The sequence below is a fragment of the Fibrobacter sp. UWR2 genome (assembly GCF_002210285.1).
Taxonomy (GTDB): Bacteria; Fibrobacterota; Fibrobacteria; order Fibrobacterales; family Fibrobacteraceae; genus Fibrobacter.
This window is the reverse complement of record NZ_MWQE01000003.1, coordinates 21,653-46,122: the sequence shown is the minus strand read 5'-3', so window position 1 is coordinate 46,122 and position 24,470 is coordinate 21,653. Positions and strand designations below refer to the sequence as shown.

The window sequence follows — 24,470 nt, the reverse complement described above, 5'->3', positions numbered from 1 at the left end:
AAAAAAGATCCCCGACCAGGTCGGGGATGACATACTGAGGTCGATTTCGGTTGACCTTACCAGTCTTTTGCAGGTCTGGCCTGGCCGCGGACGGGTTTCCACGGCTTGCGTTCACCGTTCTGTTCGTCGAAATCCTTCAGGAGCTGGGCCGCCTCTTCGGGGCTCATCTCGCCCATCTGCACGGGCTGTTCCTGCTCGTCTTCGCCACCATTGCTTTCGCTGGAATTCTCTTCAGGCTGTTGCGGCTCGGGCTGCTGCCCGCCATTGCTGTCGGAACTTTCACCGCCCTGGCTGCTGCTGGACTGGCCGCCGCCCTGCTGGTCTTGATTCTGGTCATCGCCCTGGCTCGAAGAACTCTCGGACCCGCTGGAATTGCCATCGCCGTTCTGGTCCTGGTTCTGCTGGTCCTTATTTTGGTCCTGATTCTGATCTTGGTTCTGATCCTGATTCTGGTCCTGGTTGTTATCCTGGTTCTTGTCGTTCTTCTTGTTCTCGTTCTTCTGTTCGTCCTTGGCCTCTTTAATACGGTCAAGGAGCATTTGCAGCTTCTGGTCGTTCGGGTAGTATTGCAGGCCTTCGTTGCAAGTAATCTCGGCAGAGGGCAAACGGTTTTCGATATACTGGAAGGCGGCATCGCTGTAGTAGGCGCTCGCACTCTTCGGGGCGGCAAACGCTGCGGCAGCAAGAGAAAGCACCGCGACTATAGGCATCATCTTTTTCATCAGATTACCTCCAGGTCGTTGTCGGTGTTGCTAGCGTCAATCTTCGCCTTGGGCTTGCGGCCCGCCTTGATCTCGATGACGTCATCGATACGCTGCACGTGGCCGCTGAGCTGGCCCGCAGTCTCGTCCTCGGCAATCAGGTTCTCGAGCATCTCCTTCGCCTCGGCGTACTTGCCGTCCTTGCAAAGCTGGAGTGCACGCGCCAGGACTTCCTTCGCCTTCTCGGAAAGCGGCGGCTGTTTCTGGTTGTTGTCCTGATCCTGATTCTGGTCCTTGTTCTCTTTCTGCTTGTCGAGTTCTTCCTTCAGCTTGCGCTGGACAATTTCCACGTTCTTCTTCGCATTCTCGAAATTGTTGTCGAGGTCGATGGCCTTCTTCAAGTAAGCAACCGACTCGCGCCACGCGGCAATGCGTTCGCTGCCTTCGGCGGCCTTCTCGCCCATACGGAAATGCGTATTCGCGAGGTTGTAGGCGGCCTTCGCGGCCATCTTCTTATCCGGCATGCGCACGGCGCTCTCGAGTTCCTTCTTGGCTTCGTCGTAGTTGCCGAGCCTGTACTGGCACGTACCGATGTTGTAGAACAGGAGCGGGTTAGCGGGTTCGGCCTCGCGGGCCTTCATATACTTTTCCAGGGCGCCGGCATAGTCGCCCTTGGCAAACAGTTTGTTGCCGTCATTAATCGGGCGCGCCAATAGGGCCGCCGACAATACACATACTAGTAATACAAATAATCGCATATCCAAATCTCTGAACTGAGTATAGAATATACAAAATTGGTTTTCTAGAAACTACCCATCACAAAGAACATCGTCACCACCGAACTAACGGCGAAAACGACGGCTGCCGTGATGCCCAGGACCCTGGATTTTGTCGAAGAACCGGGAGCGGAAATGCCCATAGTCATGAACGGGATAACCGACAGGAGCACGGGTTCGATAAAGCGGAAGTCGTTGCTGCACGAATACGGGTACTTGAAGCGGAGGAAAGCGACCGCGAGCACAAACGCCACAATCTGAGCCGTGAACAGCAGGCTCGTGCGCGAGACCTTCTTTACCCAGAAACCGCGGATTGCGTATGCAAGCAGCACAAAGAAAGACACATTCGTCGCCTGCGCGAACGTGACTCCGGCACCCTGCTTGAACAGCACGAACTCACCGAAAAGCGAAGTCTTCATCAGGTAATTCAGGAAGTACTGCCGTCCAAGTTCGTCGTCCCAGGCATTCGTAAACGGATGACCGATCATCTGCTGCCAGTCGATATAAAGGAAATTCACGATGTTCTTGCCGACGGTAAGCCCGTGGTTAAGGGAATTGGCGTTCCCGACCAGGCCGCCATCACTCATGAGCGTATGGACAAGGTAACCGCCGACAGTCAGAACCATCACGGCAATCGCCGCAAGTTCCGTCTTCTTGAGCCTGAGCCAGCCAACCGGCCCGAAATACCCGAACAGGAGAGCAAGCATGCACACGCCCACAGAAATCGCGCCCGTGCTCTTTGTCCAGATGGCAAGCAGGCTCGCCACCGCGGCCACCAGCAGGCTCCTGCCGTCGCGTTCCTTCACATACTTCACGCTGCCCCAGAGGCACACGATATGGAATACATAGAAGAGCTGGTCGTTCCCGATTCGCGAGCACGAGATAATCATCACCGGCCAGAAGGTCCACAGCAGCGTGGCAATATTCAGGGGAGTCCCGCACAGCCATTTCTGCAGCACGAAGAATCCCATAATCAGTATGATGAACGAGAAGAACAGGCTCACCATCTGGAGCGCCTCATCGCCCGTCATGTTGAGCAGGCCCGCGAATCTCCATGCCGGGGAGACACTCGCGAAGTAGACCGGCGGATGGTAGCATGTCCAGCAGTCGTCGGCATCGGGAATCGACCCTTTCTCCACGATATACTGCACGTAGGCGACATGCCCGTCCACATCGTGTCCGAACTTGCTCGGCGACGGGAGCGATTCCGTAAAGGCGATTCGCAGGGCGATACCGCAAATCAGTATAACCAGGGGTACCGCCGGAACGCGGAGTCTGCGCAGGATGCAGAAGCAAAGCCCGCAGAACACAACCCAGAAAATCACGCTGTACGCAGAATTGGAACTGACAAGCGGATGGCTTATCTCGACATTCAGGCCGCCCGGACCGCCCGTGTTCCTAAGGTCCAGTTCGAAATGGTCCCTGCCGGTACCGTCAAAGAGTTCGTGTCTCAGGAAAAATCCGTTCGAATAGTTGCAGAGGCCATCGATCCCGCCGAGCGGGACTTCCACGCCGTTCACGACAATCTGGCGCACGCAGTCATCGGGAATAATGTGCAGGTCGTAATCGCCATCCGCCGCACGGACATCGAACGCGACCAGGAAGTTCTCCCCCTTCGCCATCTTTTCCATTATCGGGAAGGCGGTCTGCCTTGTCTCCCCACCCTTGGTAATCGTAATATTCTTCCCCACGACGTTATCGGAGGCCGCAAGGAGGCCGAAAACGACCAGGAGTATGCCCAAATACAGTTCCGGAATACGGATTAACTTTCTCAACTTCTTCATCTATGATTCTGTCTGCTTATTTCTGCTTCTTGCCCTCGTGGTATTCCTCTTCGGAATTCACGCTCCAGAGGGCAGTCTTATCGGTAGAATTCTCGCGGATACACTTCACGACTTCCATGGCGGCGAGCATGCTGTGGTCCATATTGTTGTACTTGTGCATGCCGTTGCGGCCCATGAGGAAGAGGTTCTCGACCGGATCCACATATTCGCGGATCTTGTCAAACTCGCCGTAAGTACCGAAGTAGGCGGGATACGCCTTCTTGATGTGGAACACCACGGAATCGCGCACGTCTTCTGGCCTTGCCACGTCAATCTTGTCGAGTTCCTCTATCGCGAACTTGATGAAGTCCTTGTCGGGCATGCGCCACATGTCGTCGCCCTCGGTAGCGAAGTACTCTAGGCCAATCCACACCTTCTCGGGGTCGGCCACCAGGTAGGGGCTCCAGTTGTTAAAGATCTGGATGCGGCCGAGCTTCACGTCGGATTCCTGCACGTAGATCCAGTTGTCGGCCACGAACTTGAGTTTGCTTTCGGGAGTGCCGGGCTTCGCCGGATTCTTGATGAGCAGCTTGTCCAGGAGCAGGCCCACGGTGATGAAGTCACGGTACACGAGGCCATCGGCGACGCGCTTGACCTCGGCGGGCACGGGAGTCTTCTCGTTGTCCATCGCAGAGATCAGTTCCTTGACCGGCATGGTGCTGAGGAAGTAGTCGCAGGGGACCTTTTCGCGCAAGACAACGCCCGTAGAATCCATGCTCTCAACGACAGCGCTCTCGATGCGCATGCCATCGGCAGAACGGTTCACGCCCACGACCTTCGCATTCATGTTGATTTCACCGCCAAGTTCCTGCACCTTCTCGGCGACAGTTTCCCAGAGCTGGCCCGGGCCGAATTTCGGGTAGAGGAACTGCCCGATAAGGCTCGTCTCGGTATCCTTCTGGCGGATGTCCGCACCGTTCGCGGCACCAGCCTCGGCCTTCTTCTTGCCTGCAAAAATCTGCTTGAGCGCATGGATCACCGTCTTGGTAATCGACAATCCCTTGATGCGCTGTCCGCCCCAGTCGGGGCTGATCTTGCTGCACGGCACTCCCCACACCTTCTCGGTATAGTCGCGGAAGAACGTGCGGTAGAGTTCCACGCCGAAGCGGTTGATCATGAAGTCTTCGAGACTCTTTTCCTTGCGGGCAGGCAACAGCTGCACCTTGATGTAGCTCATGCCTATCTTGAACATGCGCCACAGCCCGAGATTGCGGATGGTATCCCCATTCAGCGTGACCGGGTAATCGAAAAGCTTGCGGAGGAAAAGGATGCGGCTGAGGCGGCTACGGCAAAGCATCACGTAGTCCGTCTTCTCGGGGTCGGGGCCGCCGGCCACCAGCGGCACGCTGCGCCCGATGGCGATATCGTCCTTGCTCGCGGAACCCTGCAGCGGGAGAATCCCCTGCCACCAGTCCATCACGGTATCGCTCTTGCTGAAGAACCGGTGCCCGCCGATATCCATGCGGTTGCCGTTATAGCGCGCCGTGCGGGAAATTCCCCCTATGACATCTTCTGCTTCGAATATGACCGGCTTTACGCCTGTCGTACGTAACAATTCCAATGCAGCCGTAAGACCTGCAGGGCCTGCGCCCGCGATTACGGCTATTTTCTGTTTCTCTTCCATATTGATGGAATATAGAAAGATTTTTTCGGGAAAGCCGGATTTAGGCCGTTTTCTTGCCGGACTTGAACAGGATAAACTTTCTCGCGAGGAAATTGTACAGGAGCACGATTATAGCGGCCACCACCTTGGACACCATCTCCTGAATGGCAAGCAGCCCGACGAACACATACATCAGGAATTCGTTGAGTCCCATGCCGACAAGGCTGATCGTCACGAACACCACGACTTCGAGGACGACGTGCTTTTCCATCTTGCGCTTCTCGGTACTGAACACCCAGCCCACGGTCAACAGGTAGTTGACCACGTTGCCCGCCATGAGCCCGATCAGGTTCGAAATCAGGTAGTGGATATCAAAATAGTAGAGCGCGAGCGCGAAGGCACCAAAGTCAACGACAAAAGCAAGGCCACCCGTCACGAAGTAGCGCAGGAACTGGCCCAGCACATTCTGCCTGCCGGGAATCAGCTTTTTTATCTTGCAAACAATGGAATTTTCAGAATCCATGGCGGGAAAGTTAGTAAATTTCATATCAGAATAATTTATCATAGGATTTTAGCAATGTCTTGTTTCTTGATTACTGGCGGCGCCGGATTCTTCGGTTCCATTCTTAAGAAAGAGCTCCTTGAAAAAGGCCACAAGTGCGTAAGTATCGACCTCTGCCCGGACCCCGACAAGCACGAGAATCTCGTGAGCATCCTCGGCGACATCCGCGACAAGGAACAGGTCGAAAAGATTTTCAGCGAGAACCAGTTCGATGCAGTGTTCCACCTGGCTGCCATGCTCGCCCACGACCGCAAGCGCATCAACAACCTCTGGACATCGAACGTCGACGGCACCGAGATTATCGCCGACGCCTGCATCCGCCACAATGTGAACAAGCTCGTATTCACATCGTCGAACTGCCTGTGGGCTAAGAACTTCGATGACCCCGTCACCGAAGACGAGGAACCGAACCCCATCGAGATCTACGGCAAGTCCAAGCTGGAAGGCGAAAAGATCCTCTTCACCCGCAAGGACAAGCTCAACTCCGTCATCTTCCGTTGCCCCACCATCATGGACGAAGGCCGCCTCGGCCTGCTTTCCATCCTGTTCGAGTTCATCGACGAGAACCGTAAACTCTGGATGGTCGGCGACGGCAACAACCGCTACCAGTTCATCTACGCGAAGGACCTCGCAAACGCCTGCGAACTCGCGCTGAACTACCAGGGAACCACGGTCTTCAATATCGGTTCGGACAACGTAAAGACATTCAACGAGGTCTACAGCTACGTCATCAAGCATGGCGAATCGAAATCCAGGCTTGCGCATTTCCCCAAGTGGTTCATTATCCCCTGCATGAAACTCGCAAGCAAGCTCGGCATCTCGCCGCTTGGCCCCTACCAGTACAAGATGATTGCGAGCACGTTCGTGTTCGACACGTCAAAAATCAAGAAGGAACTCGGATTCCAGCCGACAAAGACAAACGAGGAGATGCTCCTGCGCGCCTACGAGTTCTACCACCAGAACCGCAAGGCCATCGAGCACCGCACCAACGTCTCGGCCCACAACGAGTGCGCCAAGATGGGAGTCATTCGCCTGCTCAAGTGGCTCTCGTAGTCAAGAACCTTACGCAAAGAACGTAGACACCAGGGCGATCATGCCTTGGTGGTCTTTTTTTGCAGTCATCTCGCGGATACTGTGCATGCTGAGCATGGGTTCGCCGATGTCGACCGTCGGGATTCCGAGCGCGGCAGAGACGGCGGGGCCCACGGTCGAGCCGCAGGGCATGTCGTTTCGCATCACGAAGGTCTGGTACGCGACACCCGCCCGCCTGCAGAGCAACTTGAACTGGGCATTCGAGAACACGTCGCTCGCATAGCGCTTCTGCGAGTTTGTCTTCAACACGATTCCGCCACCAAGAACCGGAGCATGGTTCTGGTCGTGTTTCTGCACAAAGTTCGGGTGTTCGGCATGCGCCATGTCGATAGAAAGGGCCAAACTGGACGAGAGCGCATCCGCAAGTTCGGCACAGCCAAGAGACGATACCGATTCCAGCACGCTCTTCAGGAAGTTGCCGGCAGCACCTTCACGGGTTTCGGAGCCGATCTCCTCGTTGTTGAAGAAGGCCGCCACCAGGCAATCCTTCTCGGGAACAGGAGCCGCCGTGAGCGCAGTCGCAATCGCATGGCAGCTCGAGAGGTTGTCGAGGCGGCCCGAGAAAATCCATTCGTCATCGAGCCCGCCCACCTGCGCCGGCTGCGCATCGAACAACTGGACGTCGAAATCGAGCAGTTCCGCCCCTTCCGGCAACTCCTTCTTCAGCGCGTCCACGAACTTCACGCCCTCGCGGGCCGTCCAGAGCGCATTCAGGTCCGTCTGCGGGTTCACCTTCAGGCCGTCCTGGTTCACACCGCGGTTCAGGTGGACCGCCAGCTGGGGAATGCGGACAACTTTGTCCGAACGGAACACCTTCGTCTCGACCCTGCCGTCAGCCTCGTACGCCAAAATCCCGGCATATCCCAGGTCACGATCCAGCCAGCTCGTGTAAATCGGGCTACCATATATCTCGGGGTGCAGCGTCTGGATTCCCGCCGCACGGCAGTCCGGATTCGGCGTAATCTTGAGCGCCGGGAAGTCGGTATGGGCAAGCGCAATCCTGAACTTGAAGTCCGCGCAGGCGTTCTTCGGCATACGGACCGCGATGAGCGCACCCCCGCGTTCCCATACCTTCAATCCACCAGCCTTCGACTGCGAGAGCAGCGCCTTTATACCCTCCACCGTGTGGTAAGGCGTCACCGAAAAGTTCAGAAAATCCAAAAAGTCCATAAAAACCTCTCTTTTCAATGCAAAATAAAAAAGACAAAATCGCTTTTGCACATTGAAAATAAATATTTATATATTTCTTAACATGATAATAAAGCCGGTAAAACAGATAAACTGGATGGAAGTTTCAGGCCTCCTGGTCGGCGTGTTCTTCACTATCGCCGTCGTGATTTTCGGCTTTGTCCTCTATACCAAGTTGTTCACCAGCGGCATTATTGGCGTCGAAGAATATAAGCTCCACAGTAACTTTGAAAAAGCGCTCGGTCTGCGCCCGGGTACCCGCGTACAGATCAGCGGCGTAGACGTTGGCCAGATTTCGGACATGGAAATCGAGGCGAACGGCGTTCATATCGAGTTTACCATCCGCAAGCAGTTCCAGAACTGGATTACCGACAGCGCACAGGTTTTCGCCATCCGCGACCAGAACCTGATTTCGGCACGCGTCATCAACATCGACGTGAACCGCGGCAAGGGCCGCGTGCTTGAAGACGGCGACTACCTCCCGCCCGGCAGGGCACAGGACATCGAGACCGTGCTCGAGACCGCCAACGAGCTCCTCGGGCGCGTGAACCTCCTTATCGATGCAGCCGACACGCTCGTAGCGATGACGATGGATACCGGAACCACGGTGGGCGCCCTGTTCGGGTCGCGCGGACTATACGACAACCTGAACCGCCAGCTTATGCGCCTCGACGACATTACCTATGCGGGCAAGTCGGCCATCCACAAGACATCGAACCTACTCGACACGCTGCAGAACAACGTGCCCGGGCTGTTGCGGAAAGTCGACGGCATCACCGACGATGTATCGGGCATGATGACCGAACTCAAGCCGCTACCGGGCAAGGTCGACAAGATCATGGGCAATGTCGACGGCATGATGAGCAACATCGACACGACTATCGGCAAGGTCGACGGGCTCCTGAAGGAAGTGAGCCAGGTTACCTCGGGCCTTACGGACTTCATGGAAACCACGGAACAGACATTGCAGAACGCCGACGACCTCATGACGGGCATTTCCAACGTGTGGATTATCCGCAGAAACATGCCTAACAAGGATTCCGTGCCGTTCATGGTGGAGACGCTATGGTAGTGCGCAAGTTCGGCATAGCAGTTCTGCTCTCGCTTGCAACCGTTGCAAGCGCATCCGAGTCGGGAATACTTTCGTCCCGCGCCCAGCGTTCGCTCGACGCGGGCAAGTTCGCCAAAAGTTACAGCCAGCTGGAACGCGCACTGCTCGCCAGCCGCAAGGAAGCGGACCTGCGCTCCGAAGGCCGCGTGCTCATGGCAATGGCGCAAGTCCGCACGATGAGCCTGGACTTCGAACTCGCCGAGACGCTACTCTCGCAGGTGCGCCCGGAAATCCTGGACAAGAACACCAACCTGATGCTCCTCCGGGGCAAGGCCGCCCTCGCGAATGCGCAAGGCAAATACGACGAGGCATACAAGGTCTGCAGTTCCGCAGACCCCGATTCCGTAGGCAAGTCCGACAAGCCGCTGCAGGCCTCGTTCTACTCCGAGTGCGCCATCGCGCAGACCGCCAAGGGCAGGCACGAAGACGCCGAGGAATCGCTCAAGATGGTCGGTAAGCGCGCAAGCAAGAAGGGCGGGTTCTACGCCTGGACAGCAGCCCGCATGGCAGACCTGCAAGGCAAAGGCGAAGCCGATTCACTCTATCGCGCCGCCGAGGAACTTTCCATCAAGAACAACGTCCCGTACATGACGGCGACAATCCTCTACCAGAGGGCTCAACTGAAAAGCACAAAGGCCGACGAAGCGGCCGACCTGAAGCTCCGTTGCAAGAACGCTTTTGAACTGATGGGACTCCCGAACAACGCGAAGCGCTGCGGGGAATGATTGCGACCCCCGGGATGCTTATTTCGGGGTGTTTCGTATCGTAGAAAACCGCACAACGGCTTTTTCGTGGAAGCTCGCGCGGGCGATACGGTTCCAGGAGACATAATATATATTCCTCATTACGGGGCTTTCCGTCCCGGTTATGTGAGGTGATTATGGGTAACTTTTTCAAACCCGCAGGCGCATTTCTCGCCATCGCGGGTGCATCTATCGCCGTCCACGCAGCGACCGGCGAGGGCGATTTCAGCTGGAGCAACGTGAGCATGGGCGGTGGCGGGTTCGTTAGCGCCGTCATCGCCTCGCCCGTCGAAAAGAACGTGTTCTACGCGCGCACCGACGTGGGCGGCGCATACCGCTGGAACGAAGAAACCAAGCGATGGGAATCCATGATGGACTGGGTCGACGTGAGCGAACTCGGCCTGCTCGGGATCGAGGCCATCGCAGTAGACCCGAAGGACGAAGGCAAGGTGTACATGATGGCGGGCACGAGCTACTTCAGCAACGCCCGCAGCGCTCTCCTGCGTTCTACGGACTACGGCAAGAGCTGGGAAGTGCACTACACCTGGGATTCCACGGGCGCGAAGGGCGGCGTGGTGATGGATTTCGGCGTTCACGGCAACGGCATGGGCCGCGGGAACGGCGAAGCGCTCGCCATCGACCCGAACAATACCGACATCATGTTCTACGGTTCGAGAAGGTCCGGACTCTGGAAATCAAGCGACAACGGTTCCACCTGGAGCCACGTGGATTCCTGGACCGCGGCCGCCGGGAGCGATACCACCTGGAACGGCTCCGGGTTCAGCTTCGTGCAGTTCGCGCCGGGCAGTTCCAGCACGCTCTATGCCGGATTCCTGCGCGAAGGGAGCACGGCAAAATCCACGTTCGAGAACGTGTTCACCTCGACAGACGCGGGCAAGACATGGAAACCGCTCCCGATTCCCGACGCGCTCCGCACAACCGCAGGTGGCGCGAAGGTACGCCTGATGCCGCAGCGCGCGGTCGTCTCGAAGGACGGCGGCACGCTCACCGTCACGTTCGCCGACGGCGCGGGCCCGCATTCCATGGGCTGGGACGAGGGCTGGGGCATGATATACGACGGGTTCGGCCGCGGTGCGGTACTGCAGTGCGATATCGCGACGCTCACCTGGACCGACGTATCGCCGGAAGACTACATCGACGACGGCAACACGGGCGCATCGGAATACGACAACGCCGACTACGCCGACATGGAAAACTACACCTACATTGCACCCTACGGTGGCATATCCATCAATCCGGAAGACCCGAACGAGATGGTCGTCACCACGGAAGGCTACCGCGGCCCGCAATTCTGGTACATCGCTACCGACGGCGAAAACGGCAAGTGGAGCGACCAGTGGGGTTCCAACATCTTCCGCACCACGGACGGCGGCAAGACATGGGTCGCAAGCTTCAAGTACTACTGGATGGAAGGCGGCTACTACCCCACCGTCAAGCAGATGGACGAGAACGGAATCGGCTGGATGCAGGGAGGATCCATCCACTGGTCGGGCAGTGCGGCAATCGACCCGTTCAACCCCAAGCGCGTATTCGTGAGTTCCGGCAACGGCATCTTCCGCTGCGACAACATGGACGACTACGAGGTGATACCTGCGGGAACGTTCGATTCCACGACAAACTACTACTATTCGAGCGACGAGGCGGTCCAGGGCCAGGTATGGCACTTCAACGCACACGGCATCGAGGAGACCGTCCCCTACGAGGTGGTGAGCATTCCCGGAGGCCCGCTAGTTTCCGTCATCGCCGACTATGACGGATTCAGGCACGAGGACATCTCGAAGTTCCCCGCCCACAGGCACCTCACCTCCGTCTCGGGCACCAACACCTCCCTCGGTTCCACGTGGGCACTCGCCTACGCCCCGAAATCGGGAACGCTCGTGAAGGTGAGCGCCACCCGCGCCTACGAAGGGCAGTACAACGACGTGCCCATCGACCCGGTGCAGGTCTCGAAGGATTCCGGGCGCACATGGAGCGTAGCCACCTACGGGAGCCTCGACAAGAACTACAAGGAAGGCACGGTCGCAATTTCTACCGACGGGAGCATCATCGTCTGGGTACCGGGTAACGGAACCACCACCGTTTACCGCCAGGTAAATTCCGGATGGGAAACCGTATCGGGAATCGACAACGCGTCATTCGTCGTGGGCGACCCCGAAAACGCAAACGTGTTCTATGCATACAACCGAACAACGGGAGAATTCTTCAGGAGCGAAGACAAGGGCGGCTCGTTCACGAAGGTGAGCGAACCCGGCAAGAGCAACGACAAGAAATTCCGCGCCATCCCGGGATACGAAGGCGACCTCTGGCTCCCTATCGCCGAAAGGAACGAGACCGGCGACCCCGTGACAGGCAAGCTGCTCCACTCCACCGACGGCGGCAAGAGCTGGACACCCGCAGAGGGCATAGGCTACTGCGAGGCCGTAGGCTACGGGAAGTCTAAGACTGCAGGCGGCTATCCCGTGATCTATGCGTTCGGCAAGGTGGGTGAAACCGTAGGCGTGTTCGGAAGCGACGACGCAGGCAAGACATGGACCCGCGTGAACGACGACGGGCACGAATACGGCGGGCTCGCGAACGGCGAGTTCGTGATGGGCGACATGAATACCTACGGAGTCGTCTACATGAGCACAGCGGGCAGGGGAATCGCGGCACGCGTCCCGAGCGACTGGAACATGGGCTCGAGCGAATCTAGCGGAACGACTGCGATTGCCCGGAAGGCAAAACCCGAAGGATTCGGGAGCGTGAACTACAGGAACGGCAACCTGGAATTCGTGCTGAGCAACGCAAGCATGCGCCTGACCGTATTCGACATGCGCGGGAAAAACGTGTACGACAACACCTTCGCAAAGTCGGGCAGCGTACCCGTAAGGAGCCTCGCGAAATCGAAGGGCACGTACTACGTGAGGGCGACAAGCAACGGCAAGATGCTGTTCAGCACCCGCATTGCAATAACACGGTAAAGATTAATTGGCGGGAGTTTCCGCTGCATTACCCGTGGCACCGTCCACGGGTTTTTCTGTTGTTTCAGCCGCGGGTTCTACTGCGGCGGTTTCTTCTTCCTTCTTCTCCACCTTCTTCAGCGCAAGCAGGTGCGAGTAGGCGTACATCGGCGGTACCTTGCCATCGACAAAGGCCTCGATAGTTTTCTCAATTTCTTTATAGACGGTGGAATCAGGCCCGCTCACAGACCCGTAACCGCCGTACCCGAGAGCGCGGAAAGCCTTGTTGCTGAAACTCTTGCGGAATTTTTTGAACCGCGGCTGCATCACATCGTTCAGAATCATCTCGATAGCCGTTTCCGTCTGCTCCATGTCCAGTTCGAACGAGCGGTACATCATGCGGATATGTTCCGGCATGGTCGTGTCCGTGCTGTTAAAGTAGGGGCGCATCACATCGGCAGCCGCCTGCTTGTCGGGGTAAGGCCCCTTTGCAAGCCGTAGCGCAAGGCTTACGGCAACGCGCCACTTTTCGGGGTACACGCGAACAGCCCTGCGAAGCACCACCAGGTCGGAGGTATCCGGAGCGTCGATGGGCGTAACCCCGCTGATAAAGTAATACGGCGTGTAGAACAGGCTATCAAGTTCCGTACAAAGGTTCGCCACATGCCCGAGGTACGCATACTCCTTGCCGGTAAGGTAGCTCTCGCCCAGTTCGGTAAGTCCCTTGATCCAGAAAAGTCCGGCTACAGAGGCATCGTGCCCGGCGGCGACGTACTTAACCGACGAAGCCTTCGGCAAGAAGGATTCGTCGAAGTTCGTACTGGGTAGCGGCTTTGCGAGGTTAAACGCAAGCGCAATAACCGCAACGGCAAGAACTATGGGAACAAGGAACCGCATCGGCGCCCTTCCTTATACCGCGCAAGCCTCGGCAAGGCGTTCCAGCGCGTCGATACAATCGTTCGCGAAGTTCGCCGGAGTGTTATTGCGCTGCCAGGCAAAGTTAAGCCCGCTGCTGCTATTGAGCACGTGGAACTTGCGCTTGCCACCACCGTTCGCGATAGCGCGGAGAACGGTGGCTGCGTCGCCGCCCTGACCGCCGGGAACGCCCGGAATCGAGACGCCCGGAATGAGGAACGGGATTTCGTGCTTCTTCGCCACCGTGTAGGCGGTAATCTGCTCGAGTTCTTCGGGGTGCGTCGCACCGACGACAGCGCCGAGGTAACCGAGGCTACCGTCCCATTCGATAATCTTGTCGGCAACGGAATAGAATGCCTGCGCATTGTCACGCGGGTCGTCACTGCGGACAACGTTCATGTCCTGGAAATCGTGTGCACCCTTGTTGCTCGTACGGAGCAGCACATATGCACCGTTTTCGGAATTCTCGCGGATGAACGGGCCAACGGAATCAGAACCCATCCAGGGGGAAACCGTCACCGCATCGGCCTTGTACACGTCGTAGGCGGCGTTCGCATACGCGGCACTCGACTTGCCGATATCGCCGCGCTTCGCATCGAGAATCACCGGAATACCGGCACTCCTGTAGGCGGCAATGAGTTCCTGCAACACGAGCATCGCCTGCACGCTCACGCATTCGTAGTAAGCGCTGTTCGGCTTCACCACCGCGGGCGTCACGTTGCGCTTCAGGGCGCATTCCAGAATGTCGAGGTAGAAGCGCTTGATTTTCTCTTCGGCACTGCCTTCGAGCGGAATCAGTTTGAGTACCGGGTCCATACCCAGGCACACCGGGTTCCCGCAGGCAGCGATACGCTGTTCAAGACGCTCGTGAAAGTTCGCCATTACTTGAGTTCCTCCTGAATCTGGGCGGCTTCGTAGCTCAAGATGCCGTGCGCCACAGAAACATTGAGAGATTCGAGTTCACTGCTCATCGGGATCTTCACCGTCTCGTCGGCAAGTTCAATGAAGTACGGGTTCGTGCCTGCACCCTCGTTACCCACGAGGAACGCCATCTTGCGGAGCTTGTGCTTCGGGATGTCGCGCAGCGTCTGCTTTGCATGCAAATCGGTAGCGATGATGGTGTAGCCCTTGCTGCGCAAGAAGTTGATGTGGTCGACCATGTCGATGTCGAATTCAAAAGGCACGCGGAGGAACGTACCCGAGGAACCGCGCACGACCTTCGGGTTGAACGGGCTCACCGTACCGCGGCCGAGCACCATGCCGTTAGAACCAAAGCCGAGGCTCGTGCGGAAAAGCGTACCGAGGTTGCCCGGATCCTGCACGGCATCCACGAGCGTAATCACGCTGCGGCTGGATTCGTACACCGGCTTCGTGTTGGCGATGCGGCAGTGTGCGATAATGCCCTGCGTGGTAACCGTCGAGGAGAGTTGCTTCATCTGGTCTTCGGTGAGCACGTGGATAGTCACGTCGGCCTCGTTGATCTTCTCGATGAGGGCCTCGTTCTCGAAACCTTCTACGATATAGACGGCGATAACGATTTCGCGGTGCTTGGTGATAAGCTCGTCCACCACATGGACGCCTTCACCGAGGAAGCGGCCTTCGCGGTCGCGACCCTTCTCGGTCGTGACGGCGAGGAGTTTCTTGAACCAGGGCGGATTGGCGACGCTGTCTTCGGACTTCTCGACCATGGCGGCGCGAGCTTCGAGCGCGGCCTCGTCAATGTTTTCGTCAACGCGTTCGGACTTCTGTTCCGGGCGCTGGCGGTAGACCGGAGCGCTGTTCTCGGAAGCACCGTCAAAGGCGCGGAACGGACGGTCACCGCGCTTGCCAAAGCGGTCGCCGAAACGGCCACCTTCGCGACGGCCAAACGGGCGGTCGCCAAAGCGGCGCGGGCGGCGTTCGCGGTCAAAGCGGCCTTCGGAATCCTCGTTGCGGCTGCCATCTTCGCGCAAGCCACGCGGGCGGCCATCACGGAAGCGTTCGCCATCGCGACGTCCACCGAACACCGGGCGGTCGCCGAACTTCTTGCCTTCGCCGTCATCCCTACGCGGGCGGCGTTCGTCTTTCTTTTCGCTCACCCCGAACTTGCGGGTAAGAGTGCTTCTCACTGTGCGCTTGTTTTCTTCGCTCATAGTCTTTCCATCAATTGTTTGGCGACAGACTCGCCGTCTATTTTCAAGAGTTTGTACAGATTCTGGATTTCACCCTGTTCCACGAAATGGTCAGGCAGACCAAACCGGAAGAACTTCTTTCCCGTAATCCCCAGGTCGGCCATGAGTTCCATGACCGCAGAGCCATAGCCGCCAATGCGCGTGTTGTCTTCGAGCGTGACGATGACCTTGTGGCTTTCCAAAAGCCCGCGGTAGCATTCCTCGTCAAGCGGCTTGATGATGCGCGCGTCTACAAGCGTAGGGCTGTAGCCGTTCGCCTTCAGGATTTCCGCCGTCTTTTTCAGTTCGTTTGTCATGAACCCGGCACCGAGCAACAAGATATCCTTGCCCTGCTCGATGACCTTCGGAAGTTTCGCATCAAAGGGAGCGTCGCTTGCGGGCGCGAGCGATTCGGCGAGCGCCGTACCGCGCGGGTAACGGATGGCGACGGCCCCCTCCATGTCGATGGAGGCGGTAATCATGTCCCTGAGTTCGTTCTCGTTGCTAGGCGCAAGCACAGTCATGCCCGGCACCGTACGCAAGAACGAAAGGTCGAATGCACCGTGGTGCGTGGGGCCGTCGGCACCGACAAGTCCCGCGCGGTCAAGAACAAAGACCACGTGCAGGTTCTGTAGCGCGACATCGTGCATAATCTGGTCGTAAGCGCGCTGCATGAAGCTTGAATAAATGGCGACCACCGGAACCACGCCGTCGCAGGCAAGGCCCGCAGCAAATGTCACGGCATGTTCTTCCGCAATGCCCACGTCTATCACGCGGTCGGGCAGTTCCTTCGCAACAATATCGAGACCGCAGCCCGTGGGCATGGCGGCCGTGATTCCCATGATACGGTTGTCCTTCTTCGCAAGTTCGAGCAAAGTCTTGCCGAATACACTCGTGAGCGAAGGGTTCGGCTTGCCGGGGGCGAGCGGGAGCCCGCTTTCCGGGTCGAACGGTCCGCATCCATGGAACTTCGAGGGGTTCTTCTCCGCGGCATCGAGCCCGCGGCCCTTCTCGGTCAGCACGTGCACAATGCACGGGCCGGGCTGCGACTTCACGCGTTCGAGAATCATGATAAGTTCATTGATGTCGTGACCGTCGATGGGGCCAAAGTAACGAATGCCCATGTCTTCGAAGAAGGCGCCAGGCTTCACCGCATTCTTCGCGGCGGCTTCCACCTGCAAGAACAAGTCACGGAAACGGCTCCCGAGAATACCGGGCACACGTTTCATCAGGCGGTCCAGGTCCGAACGCATCTTGTTGTAGACCGGGTCCGAAATCACTCGGTTCAGGTACTTGCTGAACCCGCCCACATTGGGCGCAATGCTCATCTTGTTATCGTTCAAGATGATGGTCATGTTCTGCTTCGAGATGCCCGCATTGTTCAGGGCCTCGAAAGCCATACCGCCAGTCATGGAACCGTCACCGATGACGGCCACCACGTTATTCTTGCGGTCGAAATGGTTGCGCGCCACGGCAAAGCCGAGCGCCGCCGAAATAGACGTGGTCGCATGGCCTGCGCCAAAGCAGTCGTACTCGCTCTCGTTCCTCTTGAGGAACCCGGAAATACCGCCCTGCTGGCGAAGTGTACCGAACCGGTCGTAGCGCCCGGTCAAAAGCTTGTGCACATAAGCCTGGTGGCCAACGTCCCACACAATCTTGTCATCGGGGGCATTGTACACATAGTGGAGTGCAAGCGTAAGTTCTACGACACCCAGGCTAGAAGCCAAGTGGCCGCCGTGCTTGGAGACCTGGCCAATGATTGTCTCGCGCACCTGCGAGGCAAGCCGGTTCAGTTCCTGCACGGAACAGTGCTTGATATCCTTTGGAGACTTTACGTCTTTTAAATCCATTACTTAACCCGGGTAATGATAAATGCGGCGATAGCGCGCAGGATAGACGTATCGTACTTGAGGCCGTCGATAGCCTTCAGGGATTCGTCGTAGAGTTCCTTCGCCTTCACGCGTGAATTTTCGAGCCCGACGATAGAGGGGTAAGTCGCCTTGCCCTTCTCGATATCGGAACCGGCGTCCTTGCCCAGTTCCTCGGTCGTGGAGACAATGTCCAGGATGTCGTCGACAATCTGGAACGCAAGCCCGATGGAGCGCCCGTAGTTGCGGATAGCCTCGATGGACTTCTCCTCGGCGCCCGCAAGCATCGCACCCACCTGGAGGGAGGCCTCGATGAGCGCCGCCGTCTTGTGGTAATGGATGTAGTCGACAATCTCGAGATCGACCTTCTTGCCTTCGCACTCGATATCGGTCATCTCGCCGCCGATCATGCCGTAGGTACCCAGCAGGTGGGCAAGAACCTCGATGGCACGCGCGTCGCCCGCACGGCCCATCAGCTCAAAGGCCTGCACGCAGAGTGCATCGCCCGCCATCACGGCAGTCGCCTCGCCAAACTTCTTGTGGCTCGTGAGCTTGCCCCTGCGGTAATCGTCGTTGTCGACACAGGGCAGGTCGTCGTGGATAAGGCTAAAGGTATGGAGCATCTCGAGGGCACTCGTGGCAAGCCAAATCTTGTCGCCCTTTCCACCGAACATGTCGAAGGCGGCCTTCGCAAGGCCGGGACGCAGGCGCTTTCCGCCCGCAAACATGGAATAACGCATGGCTTCGTGCAGGCGACACGGACGGTCGCTTACCGGGGGCAGATGTTCATCAAATTTCGCTTCGGCTTCTTTCGCAATGCGCGCAAGATATTCCTGCGCGACGGCAGATTCTTTTTCAAGATTTTCCATAACCCAAAGATACTTAAATTCGGGTTTACAAACAATGGTGGCGCCGTTCAAATAACAATTAAAAAAGCCCCCGGCGGGGGCTTTTCTGTCTTTTTCGTGTGCTCTAGAACAACGCGCCGTAGAGCGTCACGTCGTCGACATAGAACTCGGAGCCGCCTTCCACGAATATGTGGAACTGCTTGACGCCGCCCTTGACCGCGCTCCATGTGGCAAAGCAAGTCTCCTCGTTGGCGCTGCCCACGCAGAGTTCTGCCGGGTTCACGCTGACGCGCTTCCACTTGGACGAAAGCGAAATCCAGTCAGTAGCCGCCTTCAGGTTTATCGTGGGCGAAACCCAGTTCTCGAGCGAAAGCCTGATGCTGCCATCGCCCTTCGCGTAGAACACGATGGAATCGATTGCGGCGAAGTTCATGTAATGTTCGAACGATGTTCCAATAAGCGCCCAGGCGTAATCGTCGTTGGCCAGCTTGTACTTGCCATGGAACACGTTCGAGCCACGGGAAGAATCATTCTCGATGCCAGCCACCACATTTGCCGTCTTGAACTCGGTGCCCTTCTTGAGGGAATCGATATTCAGGTACCAGCCGTCAGCATCGCCTTCGAAATCCTGCAGGACCATCACGGGGCTCAGGAACTGCGTGCTGTTAGGTTCAGCGGCAGTCTTCCATTCGGCATAGAGCTCTTCCTTCGCGGAATCCGCAGTCACAAAGTAAATGGAGAGCGAATCGCCGGCAGGGACACCCGGCAGCACGTACTCGCCGACATTGTTCGTTTTCACGAGCAGGTCAAGCCCGTAGACGCCGACCCATGCGAAATCGTTACTGCTCAGGAGTGTTACTTTACTCGAAACGGCGGCAGTCGGCACGAGGCGCAAGGTATCCAGGGCAGGCAGCTCGGCGGCAGCGAACACCTTCGAGAAGGCGAAACCTTCCGAGACAACCGTCAGGCGGAAATCGCCCTTCGTGGGCCATTCCATGGCGAACTTGCCCTGGTCATCGGTGCGGATATCGGAATCGACCATCTTGTTCTGCACCGCGTACTTCTCCACCATCGCGCCGGCAGCACGGAGAGCCACAGTCGCGTAGGCAGCGGGAGTGCCGTCTTCCTGGAGCACGACAACCTTGCCGTCATCAGGCGCACGGTAATCCTTCAGCACGGATTCCATGGGTTCGACATACAGGGTCTGCTCACCCAAGTTCGTCTTGTAAGTCTCGTCAACAAAGTAGAGCTGCAGGGAATCCTTCGCGGGGACAGCCGGGAGAGCGAACCAGCCGTTCGCATCCGTCTTCACGAGCACATCGGTTCCGAGCACGCCGACCCACACGGTAGAGGAACCCTCGGGCACATCCACGACACCGGCCACCAGGCCAGTCGCCACGAGGTTCACCGTATCGGGAGCAGTCGCCTTGCCCGGTTCGGCAAAGTCACTGCGGGAAACAATCTTCGTAAACGCCACGCCATCGTGCGCCACCGTGAGGCGGTACTTGCCGTCGGCAGGGATCTTCACGTCGAAGCGGCCCTGTTCGTCGGCATAGGTGTCGGCCACGACAATGGCGTTCTCCTCGACAGCCTTGTCCGCCCTGGAGTCGGCCTTGCGCAAAGCAACAGTCGCATAGGAGGCAGGCCTGCCATCGACAAGGGCAAGTCCATTCGTCGTCTCGCTTCCGGGTCCGCCCACAAGGTCCAACGGGTACTCGTTGGTAGGCGAAGAACAGAACCAGGCCGCAAGCGCAACCGGTATTAGGAGAAGGAACTTTTTCATTTTGCCTTCTCCTGTAGTTTCTTCGCAAAACCAATCGGGAACAGCTGCACGTTCAGCTGGAACACGGTATCGTCGCCGTTGCCTTCCTGCGACATACGCAGGAGTTCGCTACGGAATTCCTTGATCTTCTCGCGGATGAGCGCGATGTCGTCCATATTGAAGGTCATCGTCACGGTGCTGATATCGCGCAGAGGAGGCGCATGGCGCTCCAGCGATTCGCCCGCGAGTCGGATAGTTTCCTTCTGGAATGTACGCACGGCCTCGGAGCGCCAGTTTCCACCAGTGCTCACGAAGGTGTCGTTCACCTTCCAGTACCCGTCCCGATCCTTCGAAATCATGTTTAAATCATACAAAAGTTTTACGGCACTCTTCGCCTCTTCTACCGTAATAGGGGGCGTACAGCTCTCCGCAAGGCCCTCGTAGTCGTCCTTGAACCTGCAAATGCCGATAATCGAGCGTATCGAGTTGCAGTACCAGTGCCTGTAGAACTCCAGTTCCTTCTTCGCAAGCCTCTTGAGGGGGATTCCCTTCAAGATCTGCATCTTCTCGTAATGGTTCAGGGCCTCGGCGTCGGTCTTCGCGCGCCCGAAGCACACGAGCTCCGTCCAGTAGGCCGTCTCCTTCTCGTCGAGTTCGAAGAACTCGGCCATGGGCTTCACGAGCGAAAGCGTCAGGTGGATCTTCCCTTGGGATACGCGGAGCAGGTTACCCGGATCCGCACCGAGCTTCATAGCCATGTATCGCCAAGAAATGACCGTCTTACGCTGTTTGAAGTCATCAAAAGCGTCCCTAATCCATTCGCGATAGTCTGTATATTCAAAGATCGGCTTCACAGATAAAATCCTTATATTTCAACCCGTAAGAACACCCGCAAAGTATTGTGGGCTAACAGATTAAAAATAGAACTCTAACCCCCGAAAAGGTACTGTCGCCAACTAGTCTCCGTTGTGAAATTTTACAACGACTTTTTCTACGTCGGCACAGAGCGCCGTCCAGTGGCACTCGACCGAGTCCTTATATCCCGGATTTTCGCAATTTCCTTGAAATTCAAGGCTTTCGCCCTTGACGTCGTACCTCACCACGTAGTCGAGCGACTCGATTTTCGAGCCCGTGACATGCTTGTCGCGCATCAGGAACGACGTGATTGCAATCACGCAGGCATCCTTCTGCGGGTGGTTTTCCGCCGCCTCGGAGAGGGCGGACCACCCCAACTGGATGGGCTTGAAATCGACCTCGGGCTCCTTGCGGGCACACGACACGAGCAGCATCGCCACCAGGAGTAAAAGAACGAAGGGTTTCATGGCTTAGCGCTGGCGCCGGTAGGTCGCGCTCGTCACGCGGTTGCGCCCGCCTTCCTTGGAGGCATACAGCGCCTTGTCCGCACGCTCGAACAGGCGCTTGGGGTCTTCGCCCTGCACCATCTCGGAAATACCGAAGGAGCAGGTAATCTGCTGCTGCGGAATCAGCTGGGTCTTCTCGATTGCCACGCGAAGCTTCTCGGCCAGGAACTGTGCGTTCTGGATAGGAGTCTCGCCGCAAAGGATAACGAATTCTTCGCCACCCCAGCGCACCAGACTGTCGCTGTTACGGATCTTGCCCTGGATAAGCTTGGTGAGGTTCACGAGCACCTCGTCGCCCACATTGTGGCCGTAGGTGTCGTTCACATACTTGAAATGGTCGATATCGAGCAGCACGAACGAGACCGGACTGCCATTCTTGGTCAGGTTCTCCTGTTCGCGCAGGAGCACGCTACCGAAGCCGGCACGGTTGAGACAACCCGTAAGCGGGTCGGTACGGCTGGACTTCTCGTATTCGCTCTTCTCGATCTCGAGGGCCTCGAGGTACTTCTCGAGTTCCTCCTGCTTCTTGCGGTTGGCGGCGCGTTCGCGGTTGTAGTCGAAGAAGCGGATTACGAGAATAATGAGGAACGTCACGAACCAGAGAGCGACCAGGATGGTCACGAGGTCCAGTTTCGCAATCTTCTTGCCCTTGAAGCAGAACCCGCGGATTTCGAGGGTACCGTAACCAAGCGGAGCATTCGTGCCCGTTTGGATTTCAATGAGCGGGATGTTCGAAAGGTCTACGCGGGCCTTGTGCACGCTAATCTCGTTCTGGGCAACCCACCAGCTGGCCACGCGGAATTCCTGCGGGACGAACACAGCCGGGTAAGTCTCCTCGAGCGGGAAGAACTCGACTTCGTTAAACTTGAGCGAGCCCTCGTCGCCGTCGCGGTAGAACGCCGGGTCGTAGGCGCGGAAGTAGATACGCACCGTACCCTCGCCGCGCGGCTTGACCCACACAAAGATGCTGTCGTACTTCGAGAAGTCACGCCCCTTGATCTTACCGTCCCCCAGCAAAATCTTGACACCGGCATACGGGTAGGCATAGCCTTCCTTGAGTTCGTAGTCGACAATGATAGAGGAATCGGTACGCGTGATGGCCACAGCAGAAGAACCGCCGTCAGCGCTGTCAGTCTCGGCAATTACATACGGGTAATCGGAAAGATTCAAGAAGACAATATCGTCCAATCCGTTCTGGTATGCAAAAAGGGCTATAACCGTCGCAGCCAGCAACACGAATATCAGGATATTCATCCTGAAGAGAGCGTATATTTTTTCCATAATCCTGGACATAAAAAATCTTTTCCTTCCTAATCACCCGAATAAAAAATAACTTATTACGGATAATCTAGCGGGAAAGCCAGCCTCCAAGACGGCCTACAAGGGGCCTTAAAGTGTTCGCAAGCTCCTTTTGGGACATTTCGCTCGGGTGTCCGTGCAGTGCGGTATTCTCAGTGTAAACAAGTTTATACAAAAGGTCGGTATGTCCGGCGGCCACCTGCTCCTTGTAGATCTCCTCGACCACGGGCGTAAGTGCGTCATTCGGCCATGTCTTGGTAGACACGAGCAGGAACTTTACGCCCGGATGGAGCGAACGCAGCCTATCCAGGAGCTTTGCGTAGGCGGCCTTGTACTGCGCGGCATCCGCATACGGGGGTTCGCCCTGGAAATCATTGATCCCCACGAACACGACCACGACCTGCGGGTGGAACTTGTCGAAATCCCAGCGTTCGGTAGCAGGGTCCTGTTCGGGCACACCCATCATCGTGTAGTCGTACAAGGTCTCGAGCGTCCATTCCGGCACGATGTTCGCGTAGTTGCGCACGAGCCCGCGGCCGCTCACCGCATTCACCTGGTAGTCGGCCTTGAACCCTTCGGCCAGCAGGAAGGCATAGCTCTTGGAAGCATTCGTCTTCTCGAACGGGGTGCCGTCCTCGGGGCCTTTCGCCTCGACGCCGTAACCCACCGTAAAGGAATCCCCTATAAACTCGATGCGGCGGTTAGACGATTTCGGCTTCTCAGCAAAGGAGCCCTTCTTGCCGAGGTCGATATCGTAGATGCAGAACTTGCCCGGGTTAGATTCGCTCACCTTGATGAGGCGGTAGGCGTGCGGCTTGTTATCCTTCGGGGTCGCAAGCTTCTGCTTCTTGCGGGCATTCACCGTAAAGTACTTCGACGGCTTGCCGTCTACCTCGAAAAGGAAGCGCGCCTCGCCTTCTATGTCGAAAGTGACCTCGCCGGTAACAGCCTTGAACGCAACCGACACAGCGGGGGCGCTTGCACACAGGCAGGAATCCTGCACAGACCAGCGGCCGTTCAAGTAAAGGGACTCGAGATCACTAGAAAGCATGGGGGTTCCTCCAAATACGGTGGCAGCCAATGCAAGGACAGCCGAAAATAAAATGCTTGTTCTCATAGGCAACAAGGTAGAAAGTTCTGGTGCAGGCTCGTCGACATACGGGGACACAGGCCGTTCAGACCGCACGTTTTTTATATTCTGACCATGCAGGTGCGCAAAACGACGCTTATCGCAGGGATCCTCGCCGCCCTCTACGGGGCGGCTATCGGTATTGCCGCAGATACTCCCCCGACAGGGAAGGTCGCGCGCCCGGCTAAAGACTCTACTAAAGATGCCGCGCAGGCAGTAGATGCGCCGGAACCGGGGTCGCCGGGAGATACGCTCACCCGCGAAGACAAGCGCATGGCCTACCTTGTGTACAAGCTGCTCGACAAGAACGGCAAAATCAAGGGAGCAAACCTCAAGCGCGGTGCAAAACTCTTTTACCAGAACTGCAGGCCGTGCCATGGCGAAGACGGCCACCGCATAAACTTCAACCCTATGGGCAACCCCGCCTTTATCGGGCAGCGGGCGCGCGAAGACATGCCCACGTTCTGGTACCAGATGAACTTCGGCGACGAAGACCGCCGCATGGAATCCTATTACGACGAGATTACGCTCGACGAGATGAAGGACATCGCGGGCTACGCGCAGACGTTGCCTTAAAAA

At 57.2% G+C, this 24,470-nt stretch carries 21 protein-coding genes; 5 read left to right on the top strand and 16 right to left on the bottom strand.

Annotation, left to right across the window (positions count from 1 at the left end; genetic code table 11):
• Positions 1–56: 56 nt before the first annotated feature.
• The 5 genes from B7994_RS06100 to B7994_RS06080 all read right to left on the bottom strand — a co-directional run bounded on the left by B7994_RS06100 (position 57) and on the right by B7994_RS06080 (position 5,426).
• Positions 57–722: a hypothetical protein gene (locus B7994_RS06100; protein ID WP_088637591.1), complete on the bottom strand. Its 666-nt coding sequence runs from the start codon at positions 720–722 to the stop codon at positions 57–59.
• Positions 722–1,414: a tetratricopeptide repeat protein gene (locus B7994_RS06095; protein WP_233143080.1), complete on the bottom strand. Its 693-nt coding sequence runs from the start codon at positions 1,412–1,414 to the stop codon at positions 722–724. The genes B7994_RS06100 and B7994_RS06095 overlap by 1 nt, the downstream gene beginning before the upstream one ends.
• 89 nt (positions 1,415–1,503) lie before the next feature.
• Positions 1,504–3,261 carry a glycosyltransferase family 39 protein gene (locus B7994_RS06090; RefSeq protein ID WP_088637590.1) on the bottom strand — a complete coding sequence of 586 codons (1,758 nt, stop codon included), beginning with the start codon at positions 3,259–3,261 and terminating at the stop codon, positions 1,504–1,506.
• A 16-nt stretch (positions 3,262–3,277) separates the two neighbouring features.
• Complete coding sequence (locus tag B7994_RS06085) at positions 3,278–4,924, bottom strand: NAD(P)/FAD-dependent oxidoreductase (protein WP_088637589.1); 1,647 nt, start codon at positions 4,922–4,924, stop codon at positions 3,278–3,280.
• A 40-nt stretch (positions 4,925–4,964) separates the two neighbouring features.
• Positions 4,965–5,426, bottom strand: a complete 462-nt coding sequence (locus B7994_RS06080) for a GtrA family protein (protein ID WP_088637795.1) — start codon at positions 5,424–5,426, stop codon at positions 4,965–4,967.
• Between the two features lie 54 nt (positions 5,427–5,480).
• Here B7994_RS06080 and B7994_RS06075 point away from each other — a divergent pair, with 54 nt between their 5' ends.
• A complete protein-coding gene (locus tag B7994_RS06075) occupies positions 5,481–6,518 on the top strand; it encodes an NAD(P)-dependent oxidoreductase (protein ID WP_088637588.1) in 1,038 nt (345 codons plus the stop codon).
• A gap of 9 nt (positions 6,519–6,527) precedes the next feature.
• Here B7994_RS06075 and B7994_RS06070 read toward each other — a convergent pair whose 3' ends face one another.
• Positions 6,528–7,727 (bottom strand): M18 family aminopeptidase, encoded by a 1,200-nt coding sequence (locus B7994_RS06070; protein WP_088637587.1) that lies wholly within the window; start codon positions 7,725–7,727, stop codon positions 6,528–6,530.
• A gap of 82 nt (positions 7,728–7,809) precedes the next feature.
• Between B7994_RS06070 and B7994_RS06065 the strand changes: the two genes are divergently transcribed.
• From B7994_RS06065 to B7994_RS06055, 3 genes are all read left to right on the top strand, one after another.
• Positions 7,810–8,817, top strand: a complete 1,008-nt coding sequence (locus B7994_RS06065; RefSeq protein ID WP_088637586.1) for an MlaD family protein — start codon at positions 7,810–7,812, stop codon at positions 8,815–8,817.
• Positions 8,811–9,581, top strand: a complete 771-nt coding sequence (locus B7994_RS06060) for a hypothetical protein (RefSeq protein ID WP_088637585.1) — start codon at positions 8,811–8,813, stop codon at positions 9,579–9,581. Before B7994_RS06065 ends, B7994_RS06060 begins: the two co-directional genes overlap by 7 nt.
• 155 nt (positions 9,582–9,736) lie before the next feature.
• On the top strand, positions 9,737–12,580 hold the full coding sequence (locus B7994_RS06055) for a T9SS type A sorting domain-containing protein (RefSeq protein ID WP_088637584.1): 2,844 nt from the start codon (positions 9,737–9,739) through the stop codon (positions 12,578–12,580).
• 3 nt (positions 12,581–12,583) lie between these two features.
• Here the strand turns inward: B7994_RS06055 and B7994_RS06050 are convergent, their stop codons facing one another.
• The 10 genes from B7994_RS06050 to B7994_RS06005 form a co-directional block, all read right to left on the bottom strand.
• Positions 12,584–13,456 carry a hypothetical protein gene (locus B7994_RS06050; protein ID WP_088637583.1) on the bottom strand — a complete coding sequence of 291 codons (873 nt, stop codon included), beginning with the start codon at positions 13,454–13,456 and terminating at the stop codon, positions 12,584–12,586.
• Between the two features lie 12 nt (positions 13,457–13,468).
• Positions 13,469–14,356, bottom strand: a complete 888-nt coding sequence (gene pyrF / locus B7994_RS06045; protein WP_088637582.1) for an orotidine-5'-phosphate decarboxylase — start codon at positions 14,354–14,356, stop codon at positions 13,469–13,471.
• On the bottom strand, positions 14,356–15,606 hold the full coding sequence (locus B7994_RS06040) for an RNA methyltransferase (RefSeq protein ID WP_088637581.1): 1,251 nt from the start codon (positions 15,604–15,606) through the stop codon (positions 14,356–14,358). Before B7994_RS06040 ends, pyrF begins: the two co-directional genes overlap by 1 nt.
• Positions 15,603–17,474, bottom strand: coding sequence for a 1-deoxy-D-xylulose-5-phosphate synthase (dxs, locus tag B7994_RS06035; protein WP_088637580.1), 1,872 nt, complete (start codon positions 17,472–17,474; stop codon positions 15,603–15,605). Before dxs ends, B7994_RS06040 begins: the two co-directional genes overlap by 4 nt.
• Positions 17,474–18,361, bottom strand: coding sequence for a polyprenyl synthetase family protein (locus B7994_RS06030; protein WP_088637794.1), 888 nt, complete (start codon positions 18,359–18,361; stop codon positions 17,474–17,476). Before B7994_RS06030 ends, dxs begins: the two co-directional genes overlap by 1 nt.
• Positions 18,362–18,464: 103 nt before the next feature.
• A complete protein-coding gene (locus tag B7994_RS06025; protein ID WP_088637579.1) occupies positions 18,465–20,123 on the bottom strand; it encodes a hypothetical protein in 1,659 nt (552 codons plus the stop codon).
• The gene (locus B7994_RS06020; protein ID WP_088637578.1) at positions 20,120–20,956 is read right to left on the bottom strand and encodes a TIGR02147 family protein; all 837 of its coding nucleotides are present in this window, start codon (positions 20,954–20,956) and stop codon (positions 20,120–20,122) included. Before B7994_RS06020 ends, B7994_RS06025 begins: the two co-directional genes overlap by 4 nt.
• Positions 20,957–21,058: 102 nt before the next feature.
• A complete protein-coding gene (locus tag B7994_RS06015) occupies positions 21,059–21,424 on the bottom strand; it encodes a hypothetical protein (protein ID WP_144063772.1) in 366 nt (121 codons plus the stop codon).
• Between the two features lie 3 nt (positions 21,425–21,427).
• A complete protein-coding gene (locus tag B7994_RS06010; RefSeq protein WP_233143079.1) occupies positions 21,428–22,744 on the bottom strand; it encodes a GGDEF domain-containing protein in 1,317 nt (438 codons plus the stop codon).
• Between the two features lie 67 nt (positions 22,745–22,811).
• Positions 22,812–23,813: a GDSL-type esterase/lipase family protein gene (locus B7994_RS06005; RefSeq protein ID WP_233143078.1), complete on the bottom strand. Its 1,002-nt coding sequence runs from the start codon at positions 23,811–23,813 to the stop codon at positions 22,812–22,814.
• A 153-nt stretch (positions 23,814–23,966) separates the two neighbouring features.
• Here B7994_RS06005 and B7994_RS06000 point away from each other — a divergent pair, with 153 nt between their 5' ends.
• The gene (locus B7994_RS06000; protein ID WP_088637574.1) at positions 23,967–24,467 is read left to right on the top strand and encodes a cytochrome c; all 501 of its coding nucleotides are present in this window, start codon (positions 23,967–23,969) and stop codon (positions 24,465–24,467) included.
• Positions 24,468–24,470: the final 3 nt, after the last annotated feature.

What these genes read in the sequence shown, in the direction of transcription:
- B7994_RS06100 (WP_088637591.1), bottom strand. Translation starts at nt 722, where the DNA reads ATGAAAAAGATGATGCCTATAGTCGCGGTGCTTTCTCTTGCTGCCGCA.
- B7994_RS06090 (WP_088637590.1), bottom strand. Translation starts at nt 3,261, where the DNA reads ATGAAGAAGTTGAGAAAGTTAATCCGTATTCCGGAACTGTATTTGGGC.
- B7994_RS06085 (WP_088637589.1), bottom strand. Translation starts at nt 4,924, where the DNA reads ATGGAAGAGAAACAGAAAATAGCCGTAATCGCGGGCGCAGGCCCTGCA.
- B7994_RS06080 (WP_088637795.1), bottom strand. Translation starts at nt 5,426, where the DNA reads ATGGATTCTGAAAATTCCATTGTTTGCAAGATAAAAAAGCTGATTCCC.
- B7994_RS06075 (WP_088637588.1), top strand. Translation starts at nt 5,481, where the DNA reads ATGTCTTGTTTCTTGATTACTGGCGGCGCCGGATTCTTCGGTTCCATT.
- B7994_RS06070 (WP_088637587.1), bottom strand. Translation starts at nt 7,727, where the DNA reads ATGGACTTTTTGGATTTTCTGAACTTTTCGGTGACGCCTTACCACACG.
- B7994_RS06065 (WP_088637586.1), top strand. Translation starts at nt 7,810, where the DNA reads ATGATAATAAAGCCGGTAAAACAGATAAACTGGATGGAAGTTTCAGGC.
- B7994_RS06060 (WP_088637585.1), top strand. Translation starts at nt 8,811, where the DNA reads ATGGTAGTGCGCAAGTTCGGCATAGCAGTTCTGCTCTCGCTTGCAACC.
- B7994_RS06055 (WP_088637584.1), top strand. Translation starts at nt 9,737, where the DNA reads ATGGGTAACTTTTTCAAACCCGCAGGCGCATTTCTCGCCATCGCGGGT.
- B7994_RS06050 (WP_088637583.1), bottom strand. Translation starts at nt 13,456, where the DNA reads ATGCGGTTCCTTGTTCCCATAGTTCTTGCCGTTGCGGTTATTGCGCTT.
- pyrF (WP_088637582.1), bottom strand. Translation starts at nt 14,356, where the DNA reads ATGGCGAACTTTCACGAGCGTCTTGAACAGCGTATCGCTGCCTGCGGG.
- B7994_RS06040 (WP_088637581.1), bottom strand. Translation starts at nt 15,606, where the DNA reads ATGAGCGAAGAAAACAAGCGCACAGTGAGAAGCACTCTTACCCGCAAG.
- dxs (WP_088637580.1), bottom strand. Translation starts at nt 17,474, where the DNA reads ATGGATTTAAAAGACGTAAAGTCTCCAAAGGATATCAAGCACTGTTCC.
- B7994_RS06030 (WP_088637794.1), bottom strand. Translation starts at nt 18,361, where the DNA reads ATGGAAAATCTTGAAAAAGAATCTGCCGTCGCGCAGGAATATCTTGCG.
- B7994_RS06025 (WP_088637579.1), bottom strand. Translation starts at nt 20,123, where the DNA reads ATGAAAAAGTTCCTTCTCCTAATACCGGTTGCGCTTGCGGCCTGGTTC.
- B7994_RS06015 (WP_144063772.1), bottom strand. Translation starts at nt 21,424, where the DNA reads ATGAAACCCTTCGTTCTTTTACTCCTGGTGGCGATGCTGCTCGTGTCG.
- B7994_RS06010 (WP_233143079.1), bottom strand. Translation starts at nt 22,744, where the DNA reads ATGGAAAAAATATACGCTCTCTTCAGGATGAATATCCTGATATTCGTG.
- B7994_RS06005 (WP_233143078.1), bottom strand. Translation starts at nt 23,813, where the DNA reads ATGCTTTCTAGTGATCTCGAGTCCCTTTACTTGAACGGCCGCTGGTCT.
- B7994_RS06000 (WP_088637574.1), top strand. Translation starts at nt 23,967, where the DNA reads ATGCAGGTGCGCAAAACGACGCTTATCGCAGGGATCCTCGCCGCCCTC.